Genomic DNA, 26,681 nt, shown 5'->3' on the forward strand with positions numbered 1-26,681 from the left:
CGTTACTGCATGAACCAGCCGTGGCTGACGACGATCGACTGACCCGTCAACGCATTCGACGGGAAGGTCGCGAGGAACAGCGCCGTCTGCGCGACGTCTTCCACGGTGGTGAACTCGCCGTCGACGGTCTCCTTCAGCATGACCTTCTTGACGACGTCTTCCTCGCTGATCCCGAGTTCCTTCGCCTGTTCCGGGATCTGCTTGTCGACGAGCGGCGTGCGCACGAAGCCGGGGCAGATCACGTTCGCGCGCACGCCGTGTTTCGCGCCTTCTTTCGCGACCACCTTGGCCAGGCCGACGAGGCCGTGCTTCGCGGCGACGTACGGTGCCTTCAGCACGGACGCCTCCTTCGAGTGCACGGACCCCATGTAGATCACGGTGCCGCCGCGGCCCTGCGCATACATCCGCTTCAGGCAGGCGCGCGTTGTGAGGAAAGCGCCGTCCAGGTGAATCGCGAGCATCTTCTTCCAGTCGAAGAACTTGAATTCGTCGACCGGCGCGACGATCTGGATGCCCGCGTTCGACACGAGCACGTCGATGCCGCCGAATTGCTCCGCCACTTGCGCGATGCCCGCGTCGACCTGTTCCTCGTTCGTCACGTCCATCGCGACGGCCAGCGCGCGCTCGCCGGTCGGATCGAATTCGCGCGCGACGGCCTGCGCGGCTTCGAGGTTGAGGTCCGCGATGGCGACCTTCGCGCCGTGGTCGAAATAGGTCTTCGCGATCTCTTTGCCGATGCCGCTGGCGGCGCCCGTGACGACGGCGACTTTGTCCTGCATGTTCATGATGGGTCCTTTTCTGCGGAGGTGGGGAGGGGAAGCGGGTGCGCGGGCGTCGTCAGGAAATCGTAGGTGGCCGGGTTGCACTCGAAGCGCGGCAGCTGGAAGATCTCTTCATGGGCGAGCGTCTTCGTCGCATCCTCATAGCCGGCCTGCCAGTGTTCCTTCATCGTGCGCCGCGAGAATTCGAAATCCTTGTACTGGCCTTCGTACGTCGGCGACCGGTAGACCAGTTCGACGATGTTGTACAGCGCGGGATCGGACGCTTCCGCGAGCATCTGCGCCTGCGGCGTCGCGGCCAGTTCGGGCGGCATCATGGCCAGCAGTTCGTTGAACGCGGTACGCAGCTTTTCCGTGCGGCGGAATGCGTCGGTGGCGTTGCGGGTGCGGCTCGAATACTGGATCTCCTTCATGCGCGTGGCGACGGCGGCGAGGTCGCGCGGCACGTCGCCGCGCGCGCTCCACAGGTCGACCTGGAACACGAGCGTGTGCAGGCGCGACCGCGCGGACAGCACCCAGTCGAGCGGCGTGTTCGACACCATGCCGCCGTCCCAGTAACGTTCGCCGTCGATCTCCACCGCGTCGAAGCCGGGCGGCAGCGCGCCGCTGGCCATCACGTGCTCCGGCCGGATTTGGTCCTTGGCATTGTCGAAATAGGCGAAGTTGCCGGTCCTGACGTTGACGGCGCCGATCGACAGCCGCATCTCGCGCGCGTTGATGCGGTCGAAATCGACGAGACGTTCAAGGGTCGCCCGAAGTGGGGCAGTATTGTAGAAACTCGTCGCGCCGGCGCCGGGCCATGCGAGGAAGGGCGGCGGCAGGCGCGGCTCGAAGAAGCCGGGCACGCCCTGCACGAGCACGCGTCCGGCCGCGATCTGGTTGACCCAGGCGTGCAGCGTGTCGACGAGCGGCACGCCGGTCCACCGGTCGCCCACGATGCCGTCGCTGGCCGTGCTGACCAGCTCCCAGAATTCGCGCAGGCGCTCGACCCGCCGTTCGCGCGGATTGCCCGCGATGATCGCACTGTTGATGGCGCCGATCGAAATGCCGGACACCCACGTGGGTTCGACACCAGCTTCCAGCAGCTTTTCGTACACGCCGGCCTGGTACGCACCGAGCGCGCCGCCGCCTTGCAGCACGAGTGCGATGCTGTCGAATTCGGTGGCGCAGGCTTTCGGGACTTCGGCGGGCGCCCGCGTGCCTTCGTGCAGCACGCTTTCGTCGCGCTTATTCACGTTCCGGCACCGGCACGTTGAAGCCGTTCAGCGTCGTCGACACGAGTGCATACAGGCCGACGAGGTAGATCAGCTCATTGGCGCCATGCTGGCCGAACGTATCGACGGCAAGCCGGTACAGCGGCTCCGGCAGCACGCCGCCGCGCGCGAGCGCGTACGAGAAATCGAACGCGACATTTTCCTCGCGCGTGAGGTCGACGGGCTTCTGCCCGGCGACGAGGGCCGCGAGCCGTTCGGCCGACATGCCTTCGCGCTCCGCGACGGCGACGTGCGCATACAATTCGTACGCCGCGTTGTAGCGCGCCCCCACGACGAGGATGGCGATCTGGCGCGCCTTGTCGGGCAAGGTCGCATTGGCCGTCATCGCGAGCGTGAGGTTCCAGATGGCCTTGCCGATCGCCGGCTCGTGCAGCCAGGGATTCCAGGGCCCCATCAGGGCGCCGTCCTCGCGTTCGACCTTGAAGGCATTGAAGTTGGTGGCAATTCCTTTACGCATGTCGTCGTAAAGGGCTTTTTGTTCGGCCGAGAGTTCGGCCGGCGGGATCAGTGGCAAACGCAATTCATTCCTCGCTTTGTCAATACGAAAGGGCGAGGCAACGTCGATGTCCGGGAAGCGCGTTGCCTCGGCGCGTATTCTGGCAAATTGCTGTTGAGGCCGCTGCACGATTGAATGATGCACGCCATATTTACAAGGCGCTGATAGCATCGCCGACACGACATGACGAGGAAAGCATGAACGACACCTGGACCTGGCACCCGCAACTGGACGAACACGGACGCAAGGTGCGCCTGCATGCGCCGTCGTGCGCAGCGAACCTCGCGGCGCTGGCCGACCCGCACGCCGCGGTCACGTTCGTGCCGGGCAGCGTATGCGCCGGCATGCTGGATGGCGTGCCGCTCGTGCCGTGCACGCGCGACGCCGTCGACGCTGCTTGCCTGAATGCCGCCGCGCTCGCCGAACCGCCGTTCATCCTGCCGCCAGGACGGCAGGCGGCGGCCGGCGCCGTCGTGCGCGAAGCCGACGGCCGCATCTGGCTCGTGGCGCCGTCGAACGGCTTCGGCGGCTACGCGGTGACGTTTCCGAAAGGGCGCGTCGAACCGGGCCTGCCGCTGCAGGCGACGGCCATCCGCGAAGTCTGGGAAGAGTCCGGGCTGCTCGTGGAGCCGGTGGCCTGGCTGGGCGACTTCCCTCGCACGCAGACCTTTACACGCTTTTACATCGCGCGCCGGATCGGGGGCCATCCCGCGCACATGGGGTGGGAATCTCAGGCCGTCCACCTCGTGACGCCCGCGCAGGCGCACGGCCTGCTGCACCGGGATACCGATCGCGCGGTGCTGGAGGCACTGCTGCGGGCCTGACCTCTCAGTGGCTGACGGCGTACCTGTCCAGCAGCGTGCGCAGGCGCTGGTCCAGCGCGGCCGTGTGCGCATAGCCCGGGGCGATTTCCTGGATGCCGTCCGGCGTCTCGAGCAGCAGGGCAGGGAAGCTGCGCACGCCCAGGGCGCGGGCGCGGTGGAAATCGGCCTGCGTGGCGGCGACGGTTTCCGGAGCGAGCCAGGCCGCGTGCACCGCGTCCGTCCCGACGTCCTGGCCTTGCGCGCGCAGGGCGGCCGCGGCGACGGTGGCCAGGATACGGCCATCCGTGGTGTCGAGACCGTCGACATAGAACGCGGCCTGCAGCGCGCGGAAGACGGCCAGCAGGTCCGCCTGCGGCGCCAGCCGGCGCACGGCGACGACGGCGCGGCAGATCGGCTCGGTGTCGTACACGAAGCCGCGCCGCGCCATGAATGCCGCGCGATTGAACGGCAGGCCGCTGCTGGCTTCCACCCGGGCCCAGTGAGCCAGGCGGAATGCCTTCCCGGCGTCATCGAGGACGTCGGTGGCACCGGCGCGCACGCCGCCGACGACGATGTCGAGCGGCAGCCCGGGATGCAGTGCCATCAACCCGGCCAGTTCCTTGCCGAAGCCGTAGCACCAGGAGCACATCGGGTCGCCTACGAAGATGAGTGTCATGCGAGTTCCTTGTTTGTTGAATGGTCTGCGCTTGCTACTGCGCGAAGGAAACTATAAGGCCGCATCCGGCGGCGATAAATGCATGCAGGGTCAAGAGAATTGATACACGGTGTAATGAATTCGCCGTGTTCCCTCCGTATCAGACGGAGCGTTTGAGTCAGCTCAAACTGGATACAAGGTGGGGAAGACAGCAGAAGCCTTTCCAATTTGTAATGTTCGTTGCGCCTGTTTTTAATATTCGCTTCAGCTTCGCGGCGTACCGTTTCTATTGCATATCGGAAGCATCTGTTGTCGTCTCTTCTAAAGGCTGCCGCACCGTGAAACTCGCCACGTATCAGGAATTCGCCCCGCCGCACGTCGGTGGCCTGGACATCGCCCTGGACGATTCCGCGCAGCACCGCCGGGTCCTCGACAAGTTCGACGAACTCGGCTTGCGGCCCTATCTCGCACCCTGCGATCACGGCCGCGGTTTCGCGCTGTCGGCGGACGCCGCGCATGCGCTTGTCGATGAGGGCGACACGCTGAACCTGTGCCGCGACCTCGGCCTCGATACCGCCGCGAACATGGTCCACCTCGAACGCGAGATCGTGCTGGCGTTGCTGGCCGCGCCGCGCGCACTGCCCTTTGCGAGCGCCGCCGAATTCCTGGCGGCGGTCGCGATCCGGCGCAACATCGTCGTGGCCGCGCGCGCGACCCAGCTCGCGTTCGGCACGGCCGAAGCGGACCGCCCGGCCACGCACTGGACGTACGACGAAGACCGCGGCTTCATCGTCTTGCCCGGACAGCCACTGATCGAGGCCCTCACGCTCGCCACGCAGCCCGACGCGGGCGATGGCCGCATGTACGCGTTCTCCTGCTACCGCGCAACCGAATACGTGATGTTGCTCGGGATCGCGCGCGAACTCGAGCGGACCAACCCGGCGCTGCTCGCGGCCTTGCAGCGGCAGTGGGAGACGTCCGCGATCCAGTCGGGCGCCTTCCACGACGTCTTCCTCGTCGAATACGGTTCGTTCGACGCGCCGCTGCCGCCGCGCTGGTACGTGCCGGGCGACCGCGTGTGGTTCCGCAATCCGGACGCGCTGTCGTCGGACGCGTCCGGCTACGAAGGCTCGTGGGTGATCTATCTCGGCAACGGCCTGTTCAGCAATTTCTGGCAGCGCGACCGGCCCTACAGCCTGGTCGCCAAATGCCTGGAGATCCACCACTGGCGCCACGGCACGTATGTCGACGCGGCCGGCGACTTGCGGATGAACGAGGATATCGTCGCCGCGCGTGTGGCGGAAACAGCCGCCAATCCGGCGGCGCTGGCGGCAGTCTTCGCGCGCATGTCGCGCCTGCGTGACACGCGCGGCGTGTATGCCGACGGCGGCTGCATCGACGTCTCGCGCGAATTCGCACGTCCCGTCTGCCCCGGCACCACGGATATCGTGCTGCCGGGTTGAAAGATCACGGCTCCAGGACGTAGTGGCCGGGCGCATCGCGCACGCTGCGGCCTGGCGGAGGCGGCGCCACCCACGGGCCGGCCAGCCGGGTCAGCCAATGCTCCCACGCCGGCCACCAGCTGCCTTCCCGCACGCGCGTCTCGGCCTGCCAGCTGTCGGGATCGGTGTACGGTGCATCGTGCTCGTGCGTGCTCATCTGGTAACTGCGGTTCGGCGTGCCCGGCGGCGACACGACGCCCGCGTTGTGGCCGCCCGACGTCAGCAGGAACGTCACCGACGTATCGCTCAGCGGAATGACTTTATAGACGGAGCGCCATGGCGCCACGTGGTCCGTCATCGTGCCGACCGCGAGGATGGGGATGTGGATGTCCGTCAGCGCCACGGGCCGCCCGTTCACGAGATAGCGTGAGCTGGCCAGGCTGTTCTGCAGGAACAGGTTGCGCAGGTACTGGGAATGCATGCGGTACGGCATGCGGGTGGCGTCCGCGTTCCATGAGGCCAGGTCGTTGTCCTTGTCGGGGATGTCCAGCAGGTAGTGGCGCAGGCGGCGCGACCAGATCAGGTCGTTCGAACGCAGCAGCTGGAACGCGCCCGCCATCTGGCGCGTGTCCAGGTAGCCCTGCTGCCACATGACGGCTTCCAGGAAGCTGACCTGGCTCTCGTCGATGAACAGCGACAGCTCGCCCGGCTCCGTGAAGTCGACCTGCGCGGCAAGCAGGGTCATGCTGGCGAGGCGCTCGTCGCCGTCGCGCGCCATCGCCGCCGCCGCGATCGCCAGCAGGGTGCCGCCCAGGCAATAGCCGCACGCGTTGACCTGCGGGGCGCCGGTCTCGCGCACGACCGTGTCCAGCGATTCCATGATGCCGTGGCGGCGGTAATCGTCCAGCGAGAGGTCGCGATCGTCGGCCTGCGGATTCTTCCACGAGATCATGTACACGGTGTGGCCATGCTCGACGAGGTAGCGCACGAGCGAGTTGTGGGGGGAGAGGTCGAGGATGTAGTACTTCATGATCCACGCCGGCACGATGAGCAGCGGCACGGCGTGGACCTGCGGCGTGACGGGATCGTAGCGCAGCAGCTCGACGAGGTGGTTTTCCATGACGACTTTGCCGGGCGTAATGGCGACGTCGCGCCCGGGCCGGAAGCTGACGGGCGCGGACGTGCCGGCCAGCGCGCGGCGCATGTCGGTGCCGGCGCGGACCATGCCGTGCGCGAGGTTCTGCCCGCCGCTGGCGAGCGTGACCTGCTGCGCGACCGGATTGGTGGCGATGAAGTTCGACGGCGCGACACCGTCGAGCAGCTGACGCGCGACGAACGTGACCACGTCGCCATGGTGCGACGACACGCCCCGCACGTCGGTCGTGGCCCGGTGCCACCATTGCTGCGTGAGCAGGAAGCCCTGGCTCAGCTGGTTCCACGGCCACGCATGCCAGAGCGGATCGTTGAAGCGCTTGTCCTGCGCCAGCGGCTGGACGGGCTCGGCCGGCGTGCCGAACATGGCGCTCGCGCTGTACTGCAGCCAGCGCTGCATGTTGCTGACGGCCTGCACGCCCAGCTCCAGCTGCTTGGCGGGCGAGAGCAGCAGGTGGGTCGCCCAGTCGTGCCACGCGCCGGCCAGCGCCGCCGGCGACACGTACCCGGTCACGCGCCCGAGCGCGGCGTTCAGCGCCAGGTCGACGTGCGCATGCTCGACGCTCGCCTCGGGATAGCGGGGCCGCGTGCCGCCCTGCCACGTGCTGGCTTCGCGCCGCTGTTCGCTCGGCGGGATGTCGGACAGGATGTTCATGATGCCTCCGAAGCAGGGCTGGAAGCATGTTTGACTGGAATCCGCCCAGAAAGTGCCGCACCACGGAAGTGCGTTCGCTTGATATGGCACAGATATCCACCTTGGATATTTACATATCATTGGTTTCGGCGAGGTAGCAAAGCGGTTATGCGACGGCTTGCAAAGCCGTTCAGACGTGTTCGACTCACGTCCTCGCCTCCAGCATATTTATAGATCGGCGCTTCGGCGCTGATCTACCGAACTTCACTGACGATTCCGGTACGCACTTGGCGACAAACCGGTAAGTGTACGGAAGACCTGCGAAAAATGGCTCGGGCTCCGATACCCGACGGCGAACGCTACGTCGATGACGCCATGCCGCCAATCGTGCTGCATCCGCTTGGCCTCATCGATACGCAGGTTGACGAAATAGCGCGATGGGGTCACGCCCGTGCTGGCTCGATGCTTTCGCACCTACGGTTCAAATCACCGACAACAAGCCGCCGTCAACAACGAGCGCGATGCCGGTGACGTAGCTGGACATGTCGGAACCCAGCCAGACGACCGCGTCACCGATTTCCGACGGCTTGCCCAGGCGACGCAGCGGCGTGCGCTTGCGGAAGCCTTCCGCTGCTTCCGCGATGCCCGGACTCGTCCGCAGAAGGTGCGTGTCGATCGTGCCGGGCGCTACCGCGTTGACGCGGATGCCGTCCGGCCCGAGGGCATCCGCGAGCGATTTGGCCATCAGGACGACGCCACCCTTGCTGGTCGAGTAAGCGACGGTCATGCCCGCGCCAACGATGCCGCCCATGCTCGCCATGAGGACGATGCTGCCTTCCTTGCCCTTGGCCTTCATCTGGCGCGCCGCGGCCTGGGCACTGAACAGCGTGCCGTCCAGGTTGACGGACATCACGCGGCGGTAGCTCTCCTCGCTGACATCAGCGCCATCGTCGCGTGCGGTAATGCCCGCGTTGGCCACCATGACGTCCACGCCACCGAATTCCTCGGCCGCGTCGACCAGGGCGTCGATCTCGGATTTCTTGCTCACGTCGGTCTTGACGAAGCGGGCGGTCACGCCGAGCGCATCGATCTCCTGCGTCGTCGGCGTGCCGCCTTCGCACGGCAGCTCGGCGATGTCGGACACCAGCACCGCACGCGCCCCATGCCGGGCTGCGGAGATGGCGATGGAGCGGCCGATGCCGCTTGCGGCGCCGGTGACGATGACGACTTTGTCTTTCAACAGATTGCTCATGATGTTCTCCTGGTGTGGGCTCTGGTCAGGCAGCGGGAAACATGGCGGGCAGGGCGCCCAGTTGATGCAACAGCGAATACAGGTGGGCGACGCCCCAGTGTTCCGTGATGCGACCGTCAGTGACGCGCATGACGTCCACCGTATCGAACTGGATCTTGCGGCCGGTCGGCGCGAGACCGAACAGGATGCCTTGGTGCGTGCCGTGGTAGGTCTTGTAGGTCGTCACGCGGTCGCCGTCCGCCGACTGCCAGTGGATGACGGCATGGAAGTCGGGGAAAGCGTGGCGGAGCGCGGCGTACAGCGTGCGTGCACCGGCCTTGTCCGGCGTGCCGCCAGGTTGCGGCGTGTGATCGACGAAGTCGTCGGCGAACAGCTGGTCGAACAGTTCGAAATTGCCGCCGCCCTGGACTTCCTCGGTATTGCGCCGCACGATTGCCTTGGCTGCCGCGCCGATGGCGTCGTCTTGTTTGCGGTTCATGTCGTTCGTGTCGTTCATGTCGTTCTCCTTCAGGATGGCTATCAAGCGAGCTTGATGAGGTTGACCGCCGGCAGAGGGCCGCCGGGGAACTGCTGGAGGTTGCCGCCGACCTGGGTCGAACCCAGGTCGATGCCGACGAACCCGAGGCGGTCGATCAGGCCGCCGACGATTTTCTTGGCCTCGGCGTCGTCACCCGAGAGGAAGACCACGCGACGGCCTCCTGCCTCCCTCGGCTCGCCCGCCAATACGGCCGCCAGCAAGGTGTTGAAAGCCTTGACCACGCGCGCACCGGGCACGAGATCGGTCAGGACCTGCGTCGAGTTGCGGCCGCCGAGTTCCGCGAGCTTGTAGCCGGGCAGCAGCACCGGGTTGTTGGCATCGATGACGATGCGGCCATGCCAGTCGATATCCGCGAGCGCATCTTCCAGCCGCGACCAGTTCACGCTCACGAACACGATGTCGGCCGCGGCAGCCTGCTGGCGGGTACCCGCCTTGGCATGCGGGCCGAGCGCGTCGATCACCGGCGCAAGCGTGGATGGGTCGCGGCTGTTGCTCAGGATGACGTCGAGGCCGGCGCGGACGAGCTGCTTGGCCATGGCCTGGCCGATGGCGCCGGCGCCGATGATGCCGACGGTGTTGATGGTGGTAGTCATGTCGTATTCCTTGATGTGATGGCACCGTTGTGCCGGGCAGTTCAAGCAGCCTGTGTCGCTTGCTCGATGAAGCTAGTCTAGGTGGGAGAGGTCGCGTGATAAACCTGTGTATTGGAGCAGCACTGTTCCTCTTTTGGTGATAATCGAAACGTGCCCGTCACGCATACTGATCGTGGTCGCCGTGGGATACCGCACCGAAGGGAAACGCAAGGCAGGTGCCACCCTCCAGCCGGGCCGACGACACATCGATCAGGGCGCCTTTCATTGCCGCCGCCTCGTGAGCGGGGGGGCGTCCGAACAGGCCCTTGAATTCGCGGCTGAACTGCGAACTGCTTTCGTATCCGACCCGACGGGCTGCCGTCGCCGCATTGACGCCATCCTGAACCATCAGTAGACGCGCCTTATGCAGCCGCGTGACTTTCAGGTACTGGAATTATCCTCGCGCCAGGAATGCTGGCGCCCCGGGCGCGCACCGCGTGAGATCGCCGAGGCTGCCGTCTGGCTGTCGTCGACCGGATCGAGTTATGTCCACGGCCAGTTGCTGGTAATCGATGGCGGGATGACCATCGGCGGATTCGAGCTCTGAACGATCGCAGCAAAATGCCGACAGGGGCCGCAAGACGTCGCGCGACGTAGCGCGGACCCGGTTCCATCATGTGTCCCGTGCTCCTCGACATCGTGGAGCCTTCATTCAACCCATACGAAAGGACTTGATCATGGAACTGAAAGGCAAAGTGGCACTCGTGACCGGAGCATCGAGCGGCATCGGCGCAGCAACGGCGAAGAAGCTCGCGGAAGCAGGAGTCAAGGTCGGCATCGCCGCGCGTCGCAGCGATCGCCTGCAAGCGCTGGCCGACGAGATCCGCGCAGCCGGCGGCGAAGCGCTGTCTATCGAGATGGACGTGACGAATCCGGTGGCGGTCACGCGTGGCGTCGGTACGTTGCTGGAGCGCTTCGGGACGGTCGACATCGTGTTCGCCAACGCAGGCCTGATGCCCGCTTCGGATATCACCAGCCTGAAGGTCGATGAATGGCATCGCATGGTCGATGTCAACATCAAAGGCGTATTCAACACGGTGGCGGCGGTACTGCCGATCCTCTGCGAGAGGAAAGCCGGTCACATCGTGACCACGTCGTCGATCGCCGGACGCAAGACATTCCCGGGCCTGGGCGTGTATTGCGCGACCAAGCACGCGGTGGCGGCATTTTCGGACACGCTGCGTATGGAGGTCGGCAAGAAGCACAACATCCGCGTGACGTGCCTGCAGCCGGGGGCGGTCGAGAGCGAGCTGTTCGAGCATGTCTCGGATCCGGGCTACCGTGCCCAGATGGAAGGGCTGAAGGAACAGATGACATTCCTGAAGTCCGAAGACATCGGCGACGCCGTCGTGTACGCGCTGCAGGCGCCGGCGCATGTCGACCTCGCCGAGATGTTCATCATGCCGACCGCGCAACCCTGGTAAAGCGCCCCATGCCGACCCGATGCGGATCGGCAGGGGCTCACGGCTTGTCCACGGCGCGCGCAAGATTCGCTTCTTCGTAATTCACCGGCACCGTTGCAACCCTTCCTTCACTCATGCAGGATGCGTCGACGATCGCCACGGTGCCGGATGCCATCGCAAGCAGGTGGGTGGAGGAATATGGCCTCGAAGTGCGCGATTGTCCGGTCCCGCTGTGCCGCTGCGTTGGCTGGCTGGCGTCCTGCGCGAGGTAGCGGCTGATTGAGGGTTCAGACTTTGCTACGGCCGTCGTAAACGACCGCGAGCCGTGCCTCGGCACGGCTCGGATGCGGCCTCACTCGCTTACGCCGCAGGGCGCAGGGCGGAGCGACGTGCGCGCTGGTCGAAGCTGAAGGCACCGGCGCCGAACGCCACGACCTGCAACAGGCCACCGGCCATCGAGATGTTCTTCAGCAGGTGGATCAACTGGTTCTGGTCGCCGATGGCGTGGTGGAACGCGAGAGCCGTGACGATCGAGAAGACGGCCAGGCTGGCGGCAACGAGGCGGGTTTTCACGCCGACGATCAGCAGCAGTCCACCGCCCAGTTCCGTGGCCACCGCCAGGGCAAAGGCAAGCGGCGCGAACGGCAGGCCCGACGATGCGATATAGCCGATCGTGGCGTCCGGCGCGGCGATTTTTCCGAGTCCGCTGAAGATGAAGATCGTGGCCAGGAGGGCGCGACCGAAAGCGGCAATGATCGAAGCTTGGTTGGTGGTGACGGTTTTCATGGTGTTTCCTTTCAGAGTTTGATGTGGACGGTGCGCCGTCCCGGTTTGTCGCCCCGAGTGTCGGCGGCATGGAAGTCATCTTAGGCACTCGCAGAGCATCTGAATAGCCAATATAAATCGATCAGAAGTATCTAAAACTTCGATAGATAAGGCGTGGTATGCGGTCTGGAGGAATGGGCAACGCAGCAAGATCTTTTGATATTTCCTGTGTGGCTTGCGCCGCCCATACTTCCGACATCACCAACGCATTCGGAAGACGCGGTCGGCCCCGTCAATCCATCAGGTAGCGCCACCTGGTCATGTGCTCGCGCATGTCGACGGTATCGCCGTCGACGACGAAGGCGCCATCGCCCGCATGGTGGATCAGGCGCCGATGACGCAGGCGACCAGCAGGGCTTCATGTTCGCGCCACGCTCTCCATCGGTCCATCGCCGGCTTGCGACCGCTATCGCGTTTTTGCTGTGATTGGACAGGAGAAGACATGGTGGACATTACGTCGGCCGAAGGCATGAAAGGACACATTCCCGGACAACTCCTGCGGGAGCACAGGGCGCAGGCCGCGGATGACATCTACGTCGAGATCGCGACCCGCAGCGCCGTACAGGACGAGATCCTGGTTCCCGCGGTGCCGGAACCCATGCTGGTATGGATCGCGTCCGGGAGCGCACTGGTGCAGGAACGCCCGCTGGGCGGCGACTGGCTGGCGGTACCGGTCAAGCAGGGAGACTTCTACCTCACCACGTCGCCGTCTCCGGTCGAAATGCGCTGGCACAGCACGTCCGCATTGCCGTTCAAGGTCATGCACGTGTATCTCGGACTGCAGTTATTCGCACGAACGGTGCAGGCGGCGACCGGTCGGACTCTCGCGGCGTTTGCGTTGCGCGAAGTGTCGGGGGAGCGCGACCCAGTGCTGAGCGGGCTGTTCGAGGCCCTTTACCTGAGCCTGAACGCGCCGCAACAGCCAGCGCAGGATTTTGTCCAGGGACTGGCGCAGGCGCTGGCGTCCCATCTGGTACGCCATTACGAGTCCGCACGTCAGGGACGGACCGGCATCCACGGCGGGCTCCCGGCGCACAAGCTGCACCGCATTATCGATGCGATGCGGGCGAATTTGGCCGAGCCTTTCGAACTCGCCTGCTATGCCGACATCGCCGGGCTCAGTGTCTTCCACTTCAGCCGCGTGTTCAAGCAGGCGACCGGTATGGCACCGTCGCGCTATCTGGTGCGGCTCAGGGTCGACGAAGCCAGGCGTCTGTTGTGCGAGACCGATCAACCCGTGGTCGATATCGGCTATGAGCTCGGGTACCAGAGCCCGAGTCACTTCTCGCAGGTGTTCCGGCAGACGACGGGCGTGACGCCCAGTGCGTATCGTACCGGCGGCCGCGCGGGCGCCTAGACGGCCGCGCCGGGCGGCAGCGTGTACGGGCTGTTGCGGAACAGTTCGAGCATCCAGTCGACGAATACGCGCACGCGAGCGCTCAGGTGGCGGTTCGCCGGATAGACGATGTAGATCGGGATCGCAGGCGCGCGCCAGTCTTCCAGGACCCGGACGAGTGCGCCGCTGTCGACATGGCGTCCGCAGATGAACGACGGCCCGTGCATGATGCCCAGCTCCGACAGCGTGGCCGCCAACAGGGCACCCGCCTCGTTGACCGATACGAAGTGCCTGCCCTTGACGGTCACCGACTCGCCGTCCCGTGCCAGCACGATCGGCTGCTGCCTGTTCGAGCCGGCAAACATGTAGCGGATCAGCTGGTGGCCTTCTTCGAGATCGTCCGGGTGGGCGGGTACGCCGTGGGCCTGCAGATAGCCCGGGGCCGCGCAAGCCATCTGGGGCAGGCTGCCGAGCTGGCGGGCGATCAGCGACGGGTCCGTCACCGAACCGGCCCGTATCACGCAATCCACACGTTCGCCGACGAGGTCGACGGGACGGTCCGTCGCCCCGATGTCGATCTGCACGTCAGGGTAGCGGGCATGGAATTGCGCCAGGGTCGGGATCAGCAGCAGCGACGCGACGGCCGTACCCATGTCGACGCGCAGGCGGCCGCGCGGGTGGCTGCGGGCGCGCGCCAGCTCGTCCTCGACCTCGTCCCATTCTTCCAGCAGGCGCGACATGCGCTCGTAGTACGCCACCCCGTCGCTCGTGGCCGACACCCGGCGCGTCGTGCGGTTGAGCAGCTTGATGCGCAGGTGCGCCTCCAGCGCCTGGACGAGCTTGGTCACCGTATTGCGCGGCAGTTGCAGCGAATCGGCGGCCCTGGCGAAACTTCCGGTCTCGACGACGCGCACGAAGGTACGCACGGCAGTGAGGTAATCCATGATGTAGTCTCCTTGAGCGATGATTATCACCCGTTTGGGAATAGTGCATGGAGATATTTTCGGTTTATCCCCAGTGTGATCGCTCCTAAGATGGACTCATCGATTACCCACGCATTACCACCACAAGGAGCCCATCATGAACCAGCACATCCGCATCACCGAAACCGGCCAGCCCTCCGTCATGCGTCTCGAAGACGCCCCCGCGATCGGCCAGCCCGGCCGCGGCGAGGTCCACCTGCGCCACGAAGCGATCGGCGTCAATTTCGTCGACACGCTGTTCCGCTCGGGCGCTTTCGCCGTTCCGCTGCCGCTCGCCATGGGCGTGGAGGGCGCGGGTGTCGTGGTCGCCGTCGGCGAAGGCGTCACGAACGTCAAGCCCGGCGATCGTGCCGCTTACTTTTTCGCGTTCGGGGCATATTCCCGGGAGCGCCTGATCGACGCGCGCCACCTCGTCAAACTGCCGCGGCACGTGACGTCCGAAACGGCTGCCGCAACGTTCACGAAAGGCCTGACCGCCTGGATGATGTTGTTCGGTGCCCACCCGTTGCGCGCCGGCGAAACCGTGCTCGTCCACGCTGCCGCCGGCGGTGTCGGCTCGATGGTGGCGCGCTGGGCGAAGTCGCTCGGTGCGCGCGTCATCGCAACGGCAGGCTCGATGGAGAAGGCGCTGCTCGTGAAATCCTGGGGTATCGACGACGTACTCCAGTCCGACGATCCCGAGCTCGCGCGGAAAATCCAGGCGCTGACGCGCGGGCGCGGCGTCGACGTCGTCTATGAACTGGTCGGGAAGTCGACGTTCGATCAATCGGTCGGGGCGTTGCGCGATGGCGGCCACCTGATCCATGTGGGCAATGCGTCGGGCAGTCCGAGCGTGGACAAGGCACTGCTCGCGCGGCGCTCGATCCGCTACGTCCAGCCCAGCACGGGCCAGTACGTCGGGGAGCGCCAGGAGCTCGAACTGGCCAGCGCAACCCTGTTCGCAGCCATGCGCGACGGCATTTTCGGCGACGCCGCGCCTGCGCGCTACCGTCTCGACGATGCCGCCAGGGCGCACGAGGACATCGCCGCACGCCGGCTGACGGGTGCCGCGATCCTGGTGCCTTGATCGATGGCGTGGACGGCCCCGGCCAGTACTGGCTGTGTTACTGTGGCGGCCGTCCCGGTTTCAAACGCAGCCATCCCTCAAGACAATGAACATTGATCCCGACATCCAGTTCCGCCCCGTCGGCGCGGACGAGTGGAGTGCATTCCAGACCCTGCGCCTGCGCTCGATTAGCGAGACACCGCTTGCCATCTATCCGACCCTTGCGGAGGAGTGCGATCGCAGCCCCGAGCAGATCATGGCGAAGATCGCGCCCACGCCTTGCCAGGTCGTGTACGGCGCTTATTGCGGCGAGACGCTGGTCGGTATCGCCGGTCTGCGCCGCGAGTCCCTGGTGCAAGTTGCGCACAAGGGCGTGCTGTGGGGCGTGTATCTGCATCCGGACTACCGGCGCGGCGGCGTGGCGCGCCGCCTGCTCGAGGCGCTGTTCGACCATGCGCGCGGGGAAGGCGTCACGCAGGTGCACCTCAACGTCAACGTCGAAAACGCCCGGGCCGCTCGTCTTTACCATTCGATGGGATTCGAAACCTATGGCCGGGAGCCGCGGGCCATGCGTGTAGAGGGTCGATATTACGACGAAGACCTCATGATGCTGCGGCTGTAGGGCATGACAGGTTTATAGAAAAAGGCAATCTCTCCCGAGGAAATGGCGTTGGCCGACAGTGGCGGCCCGGCTACACTGCGCCATCGATTTTCACAGGAGGATATCGATGACCATTGCGACGACATCCACGGCAATCCATCCATTTGTCGGCATGTGGGTGACCGCCGACGGTTTCATCCGTCATGAACTGCTGCCCAACGGCCGTTACGACGAGGCCCGCGGCAAGGTGAGCAGCGCCTACCAGGGCAGCTACCGCGTCACCGGCAACCATATCGATTATGTCGACGATACGGGCTTCACCGCGGACGGCGACTTCCGCAACGATGTGCTGTATCACGCCGGCATGGTCTTGTACCGCGAACGCGGCTGACCGTCACTGCATCGTGACGTAAGCGGATGCCGGTTGCGCCGGCATCTGGATCAGGGCGCTCTTCATCACGGCCGCTTCGTGCGCGGGCGTACGGCCGAAGAAGCGCTTGAATTCGCGGCTGAACTGCGAGCTGCTTTCGTACCCCACCATGTGCGATGCCGTGGCCGCGTTCACGCCGTCCTGCACCATCAGCAGGCGCGCCTTGTGCAGGCGCGTCGTCTTCAAATACTGGATGGGCGTGGTGCGCGTCACCGCCTTGAAATGGGCATGGAACGCCGCTACGCTCATCCCCGCATCGCTGGCGAGCGTCGCCACGTCGACCGGGCGGTCGTAGTTCGCGTGTATCCGCCTCAGCGCCTTGCCGATCCTGCCGAAGTGGCTTTGCTGGTTCAAGGCCGCATGGACCGCGCCGCCCTGCGGGCCAGTAAGCACGCGGTACAGCAGTTCGCGCACGATGCCGGGACCGAGGACGCGCGCGTCATCTTCCGAACCGAGCGCCTGCAACAGGCGCAGCAACGTATCGCTCATCGCGTCGTCCAGCGGCGTCGAACACATGCCGGCCGCCGCCGAGGGTTGCCGCCGATGCCGCGCATCCAGCAGCAGCACCAGTTCCGCGGCCAGCTTCAGGTCGATCGAGACGGCCACCGCCAGCATCGGCTCCTCCGGACTGGCCTGGGTGTCGGACTCGAACGGCAGCGGCACCGACAGCACCAGGTAATGGTGCGGATCGTACGTGTAGACCGCGTCGTCGAGAAATCCGCGCTTGCGTCCCTGGCAGACGATCACGATACTCGGTTCGTACATGACGGGCACGCGCGTGATCGGCCCGTCCGCGCGCATGAAGCGCACGCCGTCCAGGCGCGACAGGGTATAGCCTTCCGATGGCGCATATTCCCGCACCATCCCAATGATGCGTTGCTGTCGTAGGTCGTCCATTGCGTTTTGGAGGATCAGGCAATGCGTGAATAATATCCGATATTTCCGCTGCGCGAACGCAGCCGATACTTCTCCCATCGTCAACGCACACAGGAGAAGCACCATGACGCGATCAAGCCCGACGCCATCGCCCGCACCATCCAGTTCGCGATCGAACAGCCGGCCGACGTGGACGTCAGCGACATCATCGTCCGGCCGACCGCCAGCCCGTTCTGAGCGAACTTGCCGGGTGGCGGTCGGTGGGCGATCTCACAGCTTGCCGGCTGCGCGCAGCTCGTTGCCGAGTTTTTGAATCCCGGCCTCGCCGCGTTCGAGCGCGGCCTGGCTGGTGTGCACGGAGTAGTAGCCGGTCACGAGCGGGTGCGGGTGCTTGGCGGCGGAACCGAGTACGAACCGGGTAGCGCCGCGGGCGATGAAGTCGAGCCGTCCTTCGCGCTCCTCGAACACCGCGATCTCACGCGACAACTGGCTGCCTGCGGTTTCCAGCAAGCCGTCGGCGACGGCCACCCAGGCGACGTCATGGCCGGCCGGCGGGACGTAGCTCCAGCGCTCGCCATCCTTGAGCGACACATCCAGGTAGTTGATGGGCGCACGCGGACGGATGGCGCTGGTGGCGCCTTCGTAGCTGCCGATGACGACGCGTGCGGGACCGACCTTTTGCACCTGCTCCGGAGGAAGGTAAAGGCTCCGGGAAGGCCCGTTCTCGTCTTCCGGCGGCAGAGAAAGCCACAACTGGAAGCCGCGCACAGCGCCGCCGGAGGCCGGTCCGCCTTCGTGCCAGACGCCGCCGCCGGCACTCATCCACTCGATGCCGCCGACCGGGAGGATCCCTTCGCTGCCGGTGGTTTCGCGGTATTCGAGAGCGCCGTCGAGGATCACCGTGACCGTCGCGATGCCCGAGTGCGGGTGCATGCCCATCTTGTGTTTGCTGGACTCGAGGTCGAACAGGTCGAGGAAGACGAAGGGCTTGATGATCTCGCCCACGACACCCGGGCTGGCAAGACGCGTTACGCCACCCCGGGTGGTGCCGTTGGTGCGATAGACGACGTTGCGATGGGTGGCGGTGAAGCGTTCGGCGATCGTGTTCATGATGGCTTCCTTTCTTGTGCCGGCTGTGCGGCGTTTGTTGAAGTGAAGTCATCTTAGAAAGGATAGATCGATGCGAATAGCCTATATAATTCGATTTATAATATCCAAGGAGTAGATAGATGCTCGACGGAATGTCCATGGACCAGCTGCGCACGTTTATCGCCGCGGCGGATGAGGGGAGCTTCTCCGCGGCGGGCCGGAAGCTGCGCAGGGCACAATCCGTGGTGAGTCATACCCTGGCGAACCTGGAGTTGCAGGTCGGGTTTCCGCTGTTCGAGCGTACCGGCCGATATCCGGTGTTGACCGACGCCGGGCAGGCATTGCTCGAGCAGGCACGGAGCGCGGTCGGCAGCATGGACGCGTTCAAGGCGCGGGCACGCACGCTGGCCGAAGGTCTCGAACCGGAACTGGCGGTGGCGGTCGACGTCATGTTCCCCATCGCGACGCTGACCGCGGCGGTGCAGGGCTTCCAGCAAAGGTTTCCGACCACGCCCCTGCGCTTGTACGTGGAAGCGCTCGGCGCCGTGGTTCAACCGCTGTTGGCAGGGCAGTGCCGCATCGCGATCATCGGTTCCCTGCCGGACGTGCCCGCCGAATGTGCATCGGAGTATTTGACCGACGTCGCTGCCGTGACGGTAGTCGCCCCCCAGCATCCGCTGGCCGCGCACCAGGGAACGGTATTGCGTTCGGAAGTCGTCAAGCATGTGCAGTTGGTGCTGACCGACCGCTCGGCGTTGACGACCGGACGCAACTTCGGTGTCGTCTCGCCGAACGTCTGGCGCCTCGCCGACCTCGGCGCAAAGCACGCGTTTCTCGCGGCGGGGCTGGGCTGGGGCCATATGCCCCTGCATATGGTGCAGGCCGATCTCGATGCGGGCAGGCTGGTTCGCATCACGCTCGAGACCAGCCCGACCGTGGGCCCGGGATTTTCGATGCACGCCATCTACCGCAAGGAACAGCCGCCCGGGCCGGCAGGCCGCTGGTTCGTCCAGCGCCTGCGCCAGGGCGCGGATCCTGTCATGCCGTGACCGAGGGGGCAGGGGGCTGCCATTGCCGCGCGTCGTCGTAAGCGCCGTCGGTAGCGACCCCTGCCGCACGCCATGCGTCCATCTCGGTACGCATCCGGTTCAGCTTTTGCGTGCCGGCCTCGAACGCGGCCGCTCCCGCCAGGAACCGCAGCGGAGGACGCGGATCGTTCGCCAGTTCGACCAATGCCCGGGCGAGCTTTGCCGGATCGCCGGCCTGGCGGCCGTTGCGTGCTTCGAACGTCGCGCGTATGCCGTCACGGACCGGGTTGTAGTCCTGCAGCCTTTCGCCGCCGACGCGCAGCGAGCGCGTGGACAGGAAATCGGTACGGAAAGGGCCGGGTTCGACGATCGTCACCCGCACGCCGAACGGCGCCAGTTCCTCGGCGAGTGCCTCGGAAAATCCTTCGACGGCGAATTTGCTGGCGCAGTACAAGGAACTGAATGCCGAGCCGCGCAGGCCCGCCAGTGACGACAGGTTGAAGATGTGCCCGTTACGGGCAAGGCGCATCGTCGGGAGCACGGCGCGCGTGACCTGCATCAGGCCGAACACGTTGCTGTCGAACTGGGCGTGGACGTCGGCGTCCGTCGTCTCTTCGAAGAAGCCGAGGTGGCCATACCCTGCATTGTTGACAAGCACGTCGATTCCGCCGAATCGCTCGATGGCGGCATCGACCGCGGCCTGGATGTCGTCCTTGCGGGTAACGTCCAGGCGGGCCACGAGCAGGCATTCGCGTTCGCCGAGCGCCGCATGAACCTGTTCCGGATCGCGCCCTGTCGCAACCACGCAGTCACCCGCGGCCAGTGCGGCCCTGGCGATGTCGACACCGAGTCCACGGCTCGCTCCAGTGATGAACCAGCATTTTTGCATGATGTCCTCCTTGTGAATGAGGCCATGATACGGACGTGCCGCGCTGGCCGAAATGCGCATTCCTCGGAGGCTGTTGCCTGTTTCTACAAAGGCTGTTCAACAGAATGTAGCGCCGACAAGACGGTACGCCAGACAGAACTTCTGCTTCATCGATGAGATTGCGAGAGTCTGGTCATCTTAAATAGGATTAGGCAATTAGTCTAAACGATCCTGTTATCGCAGTTTGTGTCCGCGCTCATACACTTCTTTTCACGGTAGAGGGAACTCCATGTCCTTCGAATCAGCTACTTGGGACTCTATCCCGGACTATTTTTTAGAGAGGTGAAAAATGTTCAAAAGCGCATACGCATTGGCCTTGTTCTTTCTTTGCTCGTCGTCGTCGTTCGCGGCTGAGCCTCGTCAGAGTTGCCCGTCTTCTGGAAAAGACGGGGTCGCTGAACTACATCGCGACTGGCTGTTGACGGGTTGGGAGCGTGATGACGGAGATCCGGAATTCAATTTCCGAAACGACCTCGGAAAATATTACGACTTTACCCGCGCCGATCTGAGTCTGTTCGACGATTTCGATCCCGAGCTCAAGGTGCGCAACACTGCAGATGACTACGGCAAGATCTGGTATGGCCTGGTGCCGAAATTCAAAAGCGTACATCACAAGATTACCGAGCAGCCCGGCGTAGTCGCCGCAGGGCCGGGTTACAGCCATTCGGTCATGGAATTCGTGTTCGAGGTCACGCCCAAGCGGGGCGACAAGATGTACCTGATTTCGCGCACGTCGATTCTGTGGCGCTGCACACCAGCAGGCTGGAAAATCTACAAGGAACACAATTCCGCACGCCCTGTCGAGGCTTCGGTATATTTGAACGCCAAATAGGCTGGGTAGGGCAGATATCATGGAAAATCCGTTCGGCCGGACAGCATTCCATCGGAATCCAATGTCGGCATATTGTGATCCCGACAGGCAGCCAGGTGTTACGCGCGATGCCGACGAAAAGATCGGCATCGTGCGCTCAAGCTCAGATTGCCCGCGTGCGGTGTTTCCGTCGTGGTATCGGCGTTTTGTGAGGCGGACCGGGCTCCGATAGCCTGGAATCAGGCCTTGAAACTCGTACATTCCTGATTGCGGAACCGGCCGCTGTGTGATCCTCACCTGAAGTTGTTGACCCCGCCCGTAAAAGCCGATAGCATTCGCTCAAATGACAACGTTGGACAAATTGCGGCGGCATACGACCGCAACACCGGCGTTGACCAGTTCGAAGACCCGAAGGGGCAGAGGAGACGAGGTGTCGACCATTCACGATGTCGCCGAAAAAGCCGGCGTGTCGATCAAGACCGTGTCGCGCGTGCTCAACGATGCGAGCAGCGTGTCGGAAAAGACCCGCAAGCGGATCGAGCACGCCATGCAGGCGCTCGACTTCGCGCCGTCCGCCGCCGCGCGCATGCTGCGCGGGCGTCCGACCGATCTCGTGGCCGTCATCGCGGACCAGCTCACCACGACCCCCGATTCGTCCGAGATCATCAAGGGCATCCAGTCCGTCTGCGAAGACCTGGGCAAGATGCTCATCATCGGCGAGACGGGCGGACAGGCCCACGTTGCCAGCCGCCTGGTGGCCGACATGCGCACCCGCCGCGTCGAAGCGATCATCTTCGCCACCACGTTCCACCGCCCGGTGACGGTCACCGACACGCTGGGCCAGACGCCGGCCGTGCTCGCGAACTGCTTCGAAGCGGCATCCCGGTTCGCGGAGGTCATCCCGGACGACGAGGGCGGCGGCTATGCGGCGGCCGAGACCGTGCTGCGCGCCGGCCACCGCAAGATCGCGTTCCTGCAGCTGATCGAGGGCATGGTGGCGACGCGCCTGCGCCTGCAGGGCTTTCGCCGCGCCATGCAGGACCACGGCGTACGGCCGAACGATGCCTGGCTGCTGCACGGCGCCACGTCCGGTGCCGAGGACGAGTTCGCGCAGTTGCGGACGACGATCGACCGCCTGTTCGAGGGCGCCGAACGTCCCACGGCCATCCTGTGCGGGAACGACAAGATGGCGATCCGCGTGATCTTCCTGCTGCAGCGGCGCGGCCTGCGGGTGCCGGAAGACGTGTCCGTCGTCGGCTTCGACGACTTCCGGCTTCTGTCGGAGGCGTCCGATCCCGGCCTGACGACCGTCACGCTGCCGTATCGCGAGATCGGTGCGCTCGCCGCGCGCCGGGCGCTCGGCACGGACGTGGAGCCGGGCATCGTCCGCGTGCCATGCCGGGCCGTGCTGCGCGGTACCGTGGCGGCGCCGGCAGCAGGGAAGGCGGGCAAATGATGAAACGGGCGCTGCTTCCGGTACTCGCGATGGTGGCGTCGCATGCCCTGGCGGCGCCCGTCGACATTACCGTGTGGCGCCACGATACCGGCGACGCCGAAATGGTCGCGAGCCGGAACATGGTCGACCGCTTCAACCGCGCCCAGGACAAGTGGAAGGTCGTCGTGGAGACGATCCCGCAAGGCACGTACACGGAATCGATCACGGCGGCGTCCCTCGTCGGGCACCTGCCGTGCGTGATGGCGATCGACCAGCCGGCCGTGCCGAACTTCGCGTGGGCCGGCACCATCCGTCCGCTCGACAAGCTGCTGCCGGCATCGGTGGTGCAACCGCTGCTGCCGGGCGGGCGCGGCACGTACCAGGGACGGCTCTACAGCGTGGGCCAGTTCGACGTCGTGCTGGCGCTGTTCGCGCGCCGGTCGCGGCTCGCCGCCGAGGGCATCCGCGTGGCGACCATCGAACAGCCCTACTCGGCGCGCGAGCTCCAGGACATCCTCCTGAAGGTCAAGCAGTCCGGCCATTACCGCTATCCGCTCGACCTGAACGGCAAGGCGACAGGCGAGTGGTTCAGCTACGCCTTCTCGCCCTGGCTCGAGAGCGCCGGCGCGGACCTGATCGACCGCGGCAACTACCTGCGCGTCGACGGTGTGCTCAACGGCGATGCCGCCGTGGGCGTCGCCCGCTACTACGGCCGCCTGTTCAGGGACCGTCTCGCCGAACGCAATCCCGCCGACGACAAGAGCTTCGAGCAGGGGCGCTCGCTGCTCCAGTACACGGGGTCGTGGAAGGCGCGCGACTACAGCGAACGCTTCGGCGACGATCTCGTCGTGATGCCGCCGCCGGATTTCGGTAACGGTCCGCGGATCGGCGCGGCGTCCTGGCAATGGGCGGTGTCGAGCAGCTGTCCTTATCCGGCGGGTGCTGCGGCGTTCCTGGCGCACGTGCTGTCCGCACAGGAGATGGCCGGGTTCTCGCGCATGACCGGGCTGGTTCCCGTCACGGCGGACGCCGCGGCGCTCACGGAGCACTACCGTCCGGGCGGCGCGTGGCGCATCTATTTCGACTTCGCCGCGCGCTATGCGCGGCCGCGGCCCGCGACGCCGGGCTATCCCGCGATCTCGGCGGCGTTCGAGAAAGCCATGGCGGATGTCCGTGCCGGCAAGGATGCGGCCGAGGCGATGGACGAGGCGGTCGAGACGATCGAGCACGACATCGCCCGCAACGGCGGCTACGGATTCGTCCGACGCGAAGCGGTGGCTCGCCAATGAAGACACTGCCCGGCCGCGACCATCCGCTGGCGATCGCCGGCTTCGCCGGTCCGGCGCTGCTGCTGCTCGGCCTCTTCATGCTGTTGCCGCTGCTGTTCGCGGCCGGCGCCACGTTCACCGATCACCGGCTCGTATCGCCGGAGCCGACGCGCTACGTCGGCCTGGAGAACTACCGGCGCCTGCTGGCGCTGCAGGTGGTCGAGGTGGAGCCGCTACGCGACGCGGCCGGCGCGGCGTTGCGCGACGAGGAGGGTATCCGCTTCCCGACCTGGCGCCAGACGCGCCGCGCACGCCCTAGCCTGGCGCAATACCGCCCGGCGTGGCAGGTCGGGTTCGGCGAGCGCCGGTTCGTGCTGGCGGCGACGGACCCGCTGTTCTACCGCTCCCTCATCAACACCTTCCTGTTCGCGCTGCTGGTGCTGCCGCTGCAATGCGGCGTCGCGCTGGGGCTGGCGCTGCTGGTGAACCAGCGCATCGCCGGGCGCGTCTTCTTCCGCACCGTGTATTTCGCGCCCGTCGTGACGTCGATGGTGGTTGCCTCGATCGTCTGGTCGTTCATGCTGAACACCGACCGCGGCATGATCAACGAACTGCTGCGGGCCGTGACGGGCGATCCGAACGTCGGGCCGGACTGGCTGGGCGAGCCCCGCTATGCGCTGCCCGCCATCGCCATCATGTCGGCCTGGCAGGGCGCGGGATTCCAGATGCTCGTGTTCCTCGCCGGCCTGCAGTCGATCTCGCCGGAGCTGTACGAGGCCGCGACCCTGATGGGCGCGAATGCGTGGCAGCGCTTCGTGCACGTCACCTTGCCGGGGCTGCGCAACACGATCGTCTTCGTCGTCGTGTCGACCCTGCTGCTGGCGTTCGGCCTGTTCACGCAAGTCGACGTGATGACGCAGGGCGGACCGCTCGATTCGACGACGACCGTCGTGTACCACGCCGTGCGCACCGGTTTCCGCCAGCAGGACATCGGGTACGGCTCGACCATCGCCATGGTCTTCTTCGCCATCGTGCTCCTCGTCGCCGTGCTGCAGCGCGTCCTCGTCGCGCGGGGGGAGAACGCATGAAGCCGTTCCTCCGCACGGCCTTCCTGATCGCCGTCATGGGCGTGCTCGGCATCGTGTTCGCGGCGCCGCTGCTGTTCATGTTCGCGTCGTCGTTCAAGCACGACGACGCCATCTTCGCCAACCTCGCCAGCTGGTCCGCCTTCGTCCCGGATGCGGGATGGTCGCTGGCCAACTACGTGGCCATCTTCGAGCGCAGCAACCTCCCGCTGTTCCTGCTGAATTCGACGATCATCGCGGCGTGCGTCGTCGTGGGCGGCGTCCTGGTCAACAGCATGCTCGCGTTTTCCCTGAGCCGCATGCGCTGGCGCGGCCGCCGCGCGGTGCTGTCCATCGTGGTCGCGCTGATGATCGTCCCGTTCGAAGTCATCGCCATTCCCCTGCTGTCGCTGGTCGCGCGCCTGCCGTGGCCCGGCATCGGGGAGGGCGCGCTGACGTGGCACATCGGCTGGTTCAACAGCCTGCACGTGCAGATCATCCCGTTCCTCGCCAACGCCTTCTGCGTCTTCCTGTTCTACCAGTTTTTCCGCGACATCCCGCGCGAGCTGGACGAAGCGGCCCGGATGGACGGCGCCGGGCCGTGGACCCTGTTCTTCCGGATCATCCTGCCCAACAGCCGTCCGGTGATCGCGACGGCCGCGATCGTGCTCTTCATCGCGGCGTGGAACCAGTACCTGTGGCCGATCATGGTCGTGCAGGGCGAAGCGGCGCGCCCCGTTCAGCCGGGCATCCAGCAATTCTTCGGGCGTTCCAATTCCTGGGGGCAGATCATGGCCTACGCATCCGTGGTCACGCTGCCCGTGCTCGCCGTATTCCTCGCGTTCCAGCGCCAGTTCGTCGCCTCGGTGGCGGGTTCCGGCATCAAGGGCTGAATCGAATCTTCATCATGACACTCAAACTCGACGACAAATACATCTGGGACTTCTGGCACTACGCGGAAGGCGACGCCCAGCACCTGTTCATGCTGCAGGCCGACCGCGCCATCGGCGATCCGGACCTGCGCCACTGGAACGTCTCCATCGGCCACGCCGTGTCGCGCGACCTGCGCAACTGGGATTACCGGGGCACGGTATTCCAGCCGTCCGCCGGACCCGCGTGGGACGATTTCACGACGTGGACCGGTTCCGTGATCCATGCGGAAGGCCGCTACCACCTGTTTTATACGGGCACGTGCCGCGCCGAGAACGGCCTGCGCCAGCGCATCGGCCACGCCACGGCGGACACCATCGACGGCCCGTGGACCCGCGTCGGCGACGGCCTCGCGCTGGATCTGGACGAACGCTTTTACGAGGAACACGCGGAAGGACGCTGGCACGATCGCGCGCTGCGCGACCCCTGGATGCTGCCGGAACGGATCGACGGCATGTACCACATGTTCTTCACGGCGCGCCGCAACGATGGGCCGAAATACGAGCGCGGCGTCATCGGCCACGCCGTCTCGCCCGACCTCGTGCACTGGGAAGCGACGGCCCCCGTGTACGAGGGCGGCCACTACGGCCAGCTGGAAGTGCCACAGGTGTTCGCACGCGACGGGCAGTGGTTCTGCACCTTCTGCAACGTGCGCGACCACTGGTCCGAGGCGCAGCGCGCGGCCCTGGATGGCGGCGTCTCCGGCACGCACTATCTCGTGGCCGACCACCCGCTCGGGCCATGGCGTCCGGCCGAAGGCTTCCTCGACGGTGACGTACCGTGCAGGCGTTACGCCGGCAAGATCCTGCACGACCCGGTGACGGGCCGGGATTGCCTGATGGCCTTCCTCGATGCGGGGCCGGATGGGCGATTCGTCGGCCAGATCAGCGACCCGATCCCGCTGCGCTTCGAGGACGGGCGCTACCGGCTGGACGAAGTTTTGGCACCAGAATGACAAGGATGGACAAAAAC

Annotated in this window: 29 protein-coding genes, 1 tRNA gene and 1 pseudogene; 16 read left to right on the plus strand and 15 right to left on the minus strand. The window is 65.4% G+C overall.

The window, feature by feature from the left end:
• Window positions 1-2: 2 nt before the first annotated feature.
• The 3 genes from P0M04_RS19930 to P0M04_RS19940 all read right to left on the minus strand — a co-directional run bounded on the left by P0M04_RS19930 (window position 3) and on the right by P0M04_RS19940 (window position 2,510).
• The gene (locus P0M04_RS19930; RefSeq protein ID WP_307727014.1) at window positions 3-785 is read right to left on the minus strand and encodes a 3-hydroxybutyrate dehydrogenase; all 783 of its coding nucleotides are present in this window, start codon (window positions 783-785) and stop codon (window positions 3-5) included.
• Complete coding sequence (locus tag P0M04_RS19935) at window positions 782-1,927, minus strand: patatin-like phospholipase family protein (RefSeq protein WP_443098684.1); 1,146 nt, start codon at window positions 1,925-1,927, stop codon at window positions 782-784. The genes P0M04_RS19930 and P0M04_RS19935 overlap by 4 nt, the downstream gene beginning before the upstream one ends.
• Before the next feature lie 79 nt (window positions 1,928-2,006).
• Entirely contained in the window at window positions 2,007-2,510 is a 504-nt protein-coding gene (locus P0M04_RS19940) for a carboxymuconolactone decarboxylase family protein (RefSeq protein WP_259447376.1), read from the minus strand.
• Between the two features lie 236 nt (window positions 2,511-2,746).
• Between P0M04_RS19940 and P0M04_RS19945 the strand changes: the two genes are divergently transcribed.
• A complete protein-coding gene (locus P0M04_RS19945; RefSeq protein ID WP_259447375.1) occupies window positions 2,747-3,373 on the plus strand; it encodes an NUDIX hydrolase in 627 nt (208 codons plus the stop codon).
• Between the two features lie 4 nt (window positions 3,374-3,377).
• Here the strand turns inward: P0M04_RS19945 and P0M04_RS19950 are convergent, their stop codons facing one another.
• The gene (locus P0M04_RS19950) at window positions 3,378-4,028 is read right to left on the minus strand and encodes a DsbA family protein (RefSeq protein WP_259447374.1); all 651 of its coding nucleotides are present in this window, start codon (window positions 4,026-4,028) and stop codon (window positions 3,378-3,380) included.
• A gap of 317 nt (window positions 4,029-4,345) precedes the next feature.
• Here P0M04_RS19950 and P0M04_RS19955 point away from each other — a divergent pair, with 317 nt between their 5' ends.
• The gene (locus P0M04_RS19955; RefSeq protein ID WP_259447373.1) at window positions 4,346-5,470 is read left to right on the plus strand and encodes a TGL-type protein-glutamine gamma-glutamyltransferase; all 1,125 of its coding nucleotides are present in this window, start codon (window positions 4,346-4,348) and stop codon (window positions 5,468-5,470) included.
• Window positions 5,471-5,474: 4 nt separating this feature from the next.
• On the opposite strand, the gene P0M04_RS19960 is transcribed toward P0M04_RS19955, so the two are convergent.
• The gene (locus tag P0M04_RS19960; RefSeq protein ID WP_259447372.1) at window positions 5,475-7,256 is read right to left on the minus strand and encodes a PHA/PHB synthase family protein; all 1,782 of its coding nucleotides are present in this window, start codon (window positions 7,254-7,256) and stop codon (window positions 5,475-5,477) included.
• Window positions 7,257-7,383: 127 nt separating this feature from the next.
• Between P0M04_RS19960 and P0M04_RS19965 the strand changes: the two genes are divergently transcribed.
• A tRNA-Cys gene (locus P0M04_RS19965) sits at window positions 7,384-7,457 on the plus strand.
• A gap of 42 nt (window positions 7,458-7,499) precedes the next feature.
• Here P0M04_RS19965 and P0M04_RS32900 read toward each other — a convergent pair.
• The 5 genes and pseudogenes from P0M04_RS32900 to P0M04_RS19985 all read right to left on the minus strand — a co-directional run.
• Window positions 7,500-7,709 carry a helix-turn-helix domain-containing protein gene (locus P0M04_RS32900; RefSeq protein ID WP_371877209.1) on the minus strand — a complete coding sequence of 70 codons (210 nt, stop codon included), beginning with the start codon at window positions 7,707-7,709 and terminating at the stop codon, window positions 7,500-7,502.
• A gap of 7 nt (window positions 7,710-7,716) precedes the next feature.
• Window positions 7,717-8,487 (minus strand): SDR family oxidoreductase, encoded by a 771-nt coding sequence (locus P0M04_RS19970; RefSeq protein ID WP_259447371.1) that lies wholly within the window; start codon window positions 8,485-8,487, stop codon window positions 7,717-7,719.
• Window positions 8,488-8,512: 25 nt separating this feature from the next.
• Complete coding sequence (locus P0M04_RS19975) at window positions 8,513-8,983, minus strand: ester cyclase (RefSeq protein WP_259447370.1); 471 nt, start codon at window positions 8,981-8,983, stop codon at window positions 8,513-8,515.
• Window positions 8,984-9,006: 23 nt separating this feature from the next.
• Entirely contained in the window at window positions 9,007-9,618 is a 612-nt protein-coding gene (locus tag P0M04_RS19980) for an NADPH-dependent F420 reductase (RefSeq protein ID WP_259447369.1), read from the minus strand.
• Between the two features lie 157 nt (window positions 9,619-9,775).
• Window positions 9,776-10,048, minus strand: a pseudogene (locus P0M04_RS19985) (helix-turn-helix domain-containing protein); the annotation flags it as partial.
• Here P0M04_RS19985 and P0M04_RS19990 point away from each other — a divergent pair.
• On the plus strand, window positions 10,022-10,204 hold the full coding sequence (locus P0M04_RS19990; RefSeq protein ID WP_259447368.1) for an SDR family oxidoreductase: 183 nt from the start codon (window positions 10,022-10,024) through the stop codon (window positions 10,202-10,204). The pseudogene P0M04_RS19985 and the gene P0M04_RS19990 overlap by 27 nt on opposite strands.
• A 130-nt stretch (window positions 10,205-10,334) precedes the next feature.
• Complete coding sequence (locus P0M04_RS19995) at window positions 10,335-11,081, plus strand: SDR family oxidoreductase (RefSeq protein WP_259447367.1); 747 nt, start codon at window positions 10,335-10,337, stop codon at window positions 11,079-11,081.
• 339 nt (window positions 11,082-11,420) lie between these two features.
• Here the strand turns inward: P0M04_RS19995 and P0M04_RS20000 are convergent, their stop codons facing one another.
• Window positions 11,421-11,846, minus strand: coding sequence for a DoxX family protein (locus P0M04_RS20000; protein WP_259447366.1), 426 nt, complete (start codon window positions 11,844-11,846; stop codon window positions 11,421-11,423).
• A gap of 481 nt (window positions 11,847-12,327) precedes the next feature.
• On the opposite strand from P0M04_RS20000, the gene P0M04_RS20005 reads away from it, so the two are divergent.
• Window positions 12,328-13,242: a helix-turn-helix domain-containing protein gene (locus tag P0M04_RS20005; protein ID WP_259447365.1), complete on the plus strand. Its 915-nt coding sequence runs from the start codon at window positions 12,328-12,330 to the stop codon at window positions 13,240-13,242.
• Here P0M04_RS20005 and P0M04_RS20010 read toward each other — a convergent pair.
• Window positions 13,239-14,165: a LysR family transcriptional regulator gene (locus P0M04_RS20010; protein ID WP_259447364.1), complete on the minus strand. Its 927-nt coding sequence runs from the start codon at window positions 14,163-14,165 to the stop codon at window positions 13,239-13,241. The two genes, P0M04_RS20005 and P0M04_RS20010, sit on opposite strands and share 4 nt — an antisense overlap.
• Window positions 14,166-14,301: 136 nt before the next feature.
• Between P0M04_RS20010 and P0M04_RS20015 the strand changes: the two genes are divergently transcribed.
• The 3 genes from P0M04_RS20015 to P0M04_RS20025 all read left to right on the plus strand — a co-directional run bounded on the left by P0M04_RS20015 (window position 14,302) and on the right by P0M04_RS20025 (window position 16,241).
• Window positions 14,302-15,270, plus strand: a complete 969-nt coding sequence (locus P0M04_RS20015; RefSeq protein WP_259447363.1) for a quinone oxidoreductase family protein — start codon at window positions 14,302-14,304, stop codon at window positions 15,268-15,270.
• 85 nt (window positions 15,271-15,355) lie between these two features.
• Window positions 15,356-15,871 (plus strand): GNAT family N-acetyltransferase, encoded by a 516-nt coding sequence (locus P0M04_RS20020; protein ID WP_259447362.1) that lies wholly within the window; start codon window positions 15,356-15,358, stop codon window positions 15,869-15,871.
• A gap of 106 nt (window positions 15,872-15,977) precedes the next feature.
• A complete protein-coding gene (locus tag P0M04_RS20025; RefSeq protein ID WP_259447361.1) occupies window positions 15,978-16,241 on the plus strand; it encodes an Atu4866 domain-containing protein in 264 nt (87 codons plus the stop codon).
• Between the two features lie 3 nt (window positions 16,242-16,244).
• Here P0M04_RS20025 and P0M04_RS20030 read toward each other — a convergent pair whose 3' ends face one another.
• Both P0M04_RS20030 and P0M04_RS20040 read right to left on the minus strand, forming a co-directional pair.
• Entirely contained in the window at window positions 16,245-17,177 is a 933-nt protein-coding gene (locus P0M04_RS20030; protein WP_259447360.1) for an AraC family transcriptional regulator, read from the minus strand.
• A gap of 249 nt (window positions 17,178-17,426) precedes the next feature.
• On the minus strand, window positions 17,427-18,266 hold the full coding sequence (locus P0M04_RS20040) for a pirin family protein (RefSeq protein ID WP_259447359.1): 840 nt from the start codon (window positions 18,264-18,266) through the stop codon (window positions 17,427-17,429).
• Between the two features lie 119 nt (window positions 18,267-18,385).
• On the opposite strand from P0M04_RS20040, the gene P0M04_RS20045 reads away from it, so the two are divergent.
• Window positions 18,386-19,294, plus strand: coding sequence for a LysR family transcriptional regulator (locus P0M04_RS20045; RefSeq protein WP_259447358.1), 909 nt, complete (start codon window positions 18,386-18,388; stop codon window positions 19,292-19,294).
• Here the strand turns inward: P0M04_RS20045 and P0M04_RS20050 are convergent.
• Window positions 19,284-20,162 carry an oxidoreductase gene (locus P0M04_RS20050; protein WP_259447357.1) on the minus strand — a complete coding sequence of 293 codons (879 nt, stop codon included), beginning with the start codon at window positions 20,160-20,162 and terminating at the stop codon, window positions 19,284-19,286. The genes P0M04_RS20045 and P0M04_RS20050 overlap by 11 nt on opposite strands.
• A gap of 328 nt (window positions 20,163-20,490) precedes the next feature.
• Between P0M04_RS20050 and P0M04_RS20055 the strand changes: the two genes are divergently transcribed.
• The 6 genes from P0M04_RS20055 to P0M04_RS20080 all read left to right on the plus strand — a co-directional run bounded on the left by P0M04_RS20055 (window position 20,491) and on the right by P0M04_RS20080 (window position 26,664).
• The gene (locus P0M04_RS20055; RefSeq protein WP_259447356.1) at window positions 20,491-21,033 is read left to right on the plus strand and encodes a Cif family virulence factor; all 543 of its coding nucleotides are present in this window, start codon (window positions 20,491-20,493) and stop codon (window positions 21,031-21,033) included.
• A gap of 409 nt (window positions 21,034-21,442) precedes the next feature.
• Window positions 21,443-22,468 carry a LacI family DNA-binding transcriptional regulator gene (locus P0M04_RS20060; RefSeq protein WP_259447355.1) on the plus strand — a complete coding sequence of 342 codons (1,026 nt, stop codon included), beginning with the start codon at window positions 21,443-21,445 and terminating at the stop codon, window positions 22,466-22,468.
• A complete protein-coding gene (locus P0M04_RS20065; RefSeq protein WP_259447354.1) occupies window positions 22,465-23,736 on the plus strand; it encodes a sugar ABC transporter substrate-binding protein in 1,272 nt (423 codons plus the stop codon). The genes P0M04_RS20060 and P0M04_RS20065 overlap by 4 nt, the downstream gene beginning before the upstream one ends.
• Entirely contained in the window at window positions 23,733-24,803 is a 1,071-nt protein-coding gene (locus P0M04_RS20070; protein ID WP_259447353.1) for a carbohydrate ABC transporter permease, read from the plus strand. Before P0M04_RS20065 ends, P0M04_RS20070 begins: the two co-directional genes overlap by 4 nt.
• A complete protein-coding gene (locus tag P0M04_RS20075; RefSeq protein ID WP_259447352.1) occupies window positions 24,800-25,672 on the plus strand; it encodes a carbohydrate ABC transporter permease in 873 nt (290 codons plus the stop codon). The genes P0M04_RS20070 and P0M04_RS20075 overlap by 4 nt, the downstream gene beginning before the upstream one ends.
• 14 nt (window positions 25,673-25,686) lie before the next feature.
• The gene (locus tag P0M04_RS20080) at window positions 25,687-26,664 is read left to right on the plus strand and encodes a family 43 glycosylhydrolase (protein WP_259447351.1); all 978 of its coding nucleotides are present in this window, start codon (window positions 25,687-25,689) and stop codon (window positions 26,662-26,664) included.
• Window positions 26,665-26,681: the final 17 nt, after the last annotated feature.

The organism is Telluria mixta (genome assembly GCF_029223865.1).
Classification (GTDB): Bacteria; Pseudomonadota; Gammaproteobacteria; order Burkholderiales; family Burkholderiaceae_D; genus Telluria; species Telluria mixta.